4 protein-coding genes are annotated in these 3,251 nt (G+C 45.5%); all 4 read left to right on the forward strand.

Features of this window, described 5'->3' with window-relative positions; all coding sequences use genetic code 11:
- Nucleotides 1-293 (forward strand): SUMF1/EgtB/PvdO family nonheme iron enzyme (locus P1P89_22840; protein MDF1594360.1); only part of this gene is annotated, 293 nt, incomplete at its 5' end.
- Nucleotides 294-440: 147 nt separating this feature from the next.
- The gene (gene avd / locus P1P89_22845) at nt 441-800 is read left to right on the forward strand and encodes a diversity-generating retroelement protein Avd (GenBank protein MDF1594361.1); all 360 of its coding nucleotides are present in this window, start codon (nt 441-443) and stop codon (nt 798-800) included.
- The gene (locus P1P89_22850) at nt 775-1,962 is read left to right on the forward strand and encodes a reverse transcriptase/maturase family protein (protein MDF1594362.1); all 1,188 of its coding nucleotides are present in this window, start codon (nt 775-777) and stop codon (nt 1,960-1,962) included. Before avd ends, P1P89_22850 begins: the two co-directional genes overlap by 26 nt.
- 233 nt (nt 1,963-2,195) lie before the next feature.
- A partial coding sequence (locus P1P89_22855; GenBank protein MDF1594363.1) for a metallophosphoesterase occupies nt 2,196-3,251 on the forward strand: 1,056 nt, incomplete at its 3' end.

A 3,251-nucleotide genomic window follows, 5' to 3' on the forward strand; every position in this document is an offset into this window, starting at 1 on the left:
TTAATCAGACGACCACTGTGGGAAGCTACCCAAGAGGCAAAACAAAAATTGATCTGTTTGACCTGGGAGGCAATGTCTGGGAGTGGTGCTTTGACTGGTATGGTGAGGACTATTATAAAAAAAGCGAGAAACAAGACCCTGTCAATCTTAAAGAAACAGACTTCCGCTCGCTGCGGGGGGGTTCGTGGAACGACGATCGGGACTGCGCCCGTTGTGCGTTCCGCATCAGGGTCAACCCGGACTTACGGAGCCTCATTAGTTTCGGATTTCGTTGCGTCAGGACTTTAAAATAACCCTCTGGCCTTTTACACTTTTACCCTTTAAAAAATCGCGCAGCGATTTTTTATGTTAAAAATGAGGGATAGTTTCCGGTTTAAATGCCGGTCGGAAGCGGTCATTGTGCGGTTGTATTTTTTTCATGACAGGCCGGGATAACAATTATGCCTAAAGAAGTCGATGCCATTACCAAGCTATATGATTTTCTGCTGTGGATGATTCCAAAGCTTGAAAAGTTTCCGCGCAGCCAGAAGTTTGTCCTGGGGGACAGGATTGAGACCCTGATGCTCGATATTTTAGGTGATCTGATCGATGCGGCCTATTCCAGAAAGAAACAGCCGGCCCTGAGTGCTGCGAATTTGAAACTTGAAAAGCTGCGTTACCTGATACGCCTGAGCAAAGACCTTAAATTAATAAACCTCAAAGGGTACGAGTTTGCCGCCGGGGCTGTGGACGGTATCGGCATTTCAATCGGTGGCTGGCTTAAATTCAGCCGACGTGAAGACATATACGAATCTGTTTGAAAAAATAGTCTCTTTTGAAAACCTTCTGAAGGCTACCCGCAAGGCCCAAAGAGGCAAGCGATTCAAAAGCGCCACGGCAGTTTTCAACCTGAACCTTGAAAAAGAGCTTTTTGCATTACAAAAAGACATGCTGGCGGGGACATACCGGCATGGCGGCTATCGTGACTTTTATATCCATGATCCCAAACGGCGACTGATCAGCGCGGCGCCATACCGCGACCGGGTGGTTCACCACGCGCTGTGCAATATTATCGAGCCGGTCTTTGACAGGACTTTTATATATGATTCCTATGCCTGCCGAACCGGCAAGGGAACCCACGCGGCGGTTGAAAGATACACGGTGTTTGCCCGCAAGAACAGCTATGTGCTTAAATGCGATATCCAGAAATATTTTCAGAGCATGGACCATGAGATTCTCATGGCCGTCATTTCAAGGAAGATCAGGTGCGAAAGGACCTTATGGCTGCTCGCAGAGATTATCGGATCGCGGGTCGATAACCGGCAGGTTGCCTATTTTAAGGGAGACGATCTTTTTGACCCCTATAGCCGCAAAAGGGCTATTCCGATCGGGAACCTGACCAGCCAGTTTTTTGCCAATGTGTACCTGAACGGGTTTGACCATTTTGTAAAAGAAAAGCTCTGCTGCAAGTATTATATCCGCTATGTCGATGATTTTGTCGTGTTTGGCGACTCAAAGGAAAAGCTGCGGAAGGTCAAGGTCCTGATAGAAGATTACCTGGGAGCGTTAAGACTGAGACTCCATCCGGGAAAGTGCAGGGCTTACAAGGTAAAAGACGGGATATCCTTTCTGGGTTACCGGATTTTTCCGACCCATCGGTTGCTGAATAAGGGCAATGCTCTGCGGATGCGCCGCCGGCTTAAAAAAATGAGATCCCTGTATCGGGAAGGCAAAATCGAACTTGACAAAATTCAGCAACGCATTCAAAGCTGGATCGGCCACGCCGCCCATGCCGACACATACCGCCTTCGGCGCCGTGTGCTGGAAAGCGTGGCCTTTCAGAGGGGCATTACCGGAAACGCTGCGGGGGGGTTCGTGGAACAACAATCAGGACAACGCCCGTTGTGCGAACCGCAACAGGAACAACCCGAACAAACGGAACAACAATATCGGATTTCGTTGCGTCAGGACTTAAATCTTTAAATGGGGCCGGAGCCGGACCTTTTAAGGAAGTTCCGGGGGCGCCTCATTTAAGTCCAGGTTTTGCTCCTGTGTCGGCAGAAAGAGTCGACCGAAACATAAACCCTTCCTGCCCGGGCTGGTAGTCTGTGGGCGAACGTCCGGGCGGGAAATCTGTTTAAGTTCTATAGCCAAATATGGTTTAAGTATCGCCAGATGGTGTAATTTAAATTGAATAAATAATAAAAGGTTAAATTATGGCTCATAAAGATGCATTTCAGATTCTTCATATTTCAGATCTTCATATTAATGATGATAAAAAAGAAAAATTTGGTCGTTCACTGGTACTTGACCCGCTAATCGAGAGGGTAAAACAGGATAAGCAGAAAGGGATACAGCCTGAAATTGTTGTTGTTACCGGGGACGTGGCATATAAAGGGGTGATGTCTGAATATGAGCTGGCGAAGGTATTTTTTGATGAACTGCTATCCGGCTTGAATCTATCAGATGAAAGACTGTTTATTGTTCCAGGCAATCACGATGTAAACCGCAACAAATACAGACCTAAGGATATTCCAGCATACGAGAATGTGCAGGAACTGAACATAGAACTTGAAAATGAAGACTACAGGGGGGATCTTTTAAAAGGTTTGGGCGATTATTTTGATTTTATAAAATCACACTATCCGCATTTAAAAAGTTATCATAAAAACATGATACCTTTTATCAATATGTATCATTCAAATTGTGGGAAAAAGATTGGCATAGTGGGACTAAATTCAGCCTGGATGTGCAGAAAATCGCCAGATGAAAAGACTATTGCTATAGGTGAATTCCAGGTTAAGACGGCTCTGCAGGAACTTAAAAAAATGGGCAGACCGGACCAGCAAATAAATCTTTTTCACCATCCTTTGAGCTGGCTGTGGGCGACGGACCGAAATAGGTGTCGTACATACTTTAACAATACAGTTTTGCTTACAGGCCATTTACATGATGTTCATGGTGGATATGTTGAGGATCTCGACGGGAGTTTGTTTGAGTTTCAAGCAGGTGGTGCATATTTAGGATCCGAGGAGTCATGGCCAAGCCGTTTTCATTATATTACATTTGATTGGGATAATAACCAAATAAGACTCGACTTTAGAAGGTTTGTAAAAGACAAGCGTAAATGGTCTGTTGACGGGGAAACAGGTGATGACGGCAAGAAGTCTTTTAACATGAGCAGAAAGGAAAAGAGAACGGTTGTTAGTGGTGCAACAACGCCTCAAATTCCTGAAACATATTGTCACTGGATTAACGAGTGTTGTGCTTAT

The organism is Desulfobacterales bacterium (assembly GCA_029211065.1).
GTDB lineage: Bacteria > Desulfobacterota > Desulfobacteria > Desulfobacterales > JARGFK01 > JARGFK01.

What these genes read in the sequence shown, in the direction of transcription:
- avd (MDF1594361.1), top strand. Translation starts at nt 441, where the DNA reads ATGCCTAAAGAAGTCGATGCCATTACCAAGCTATATGATTTTCTGCTG.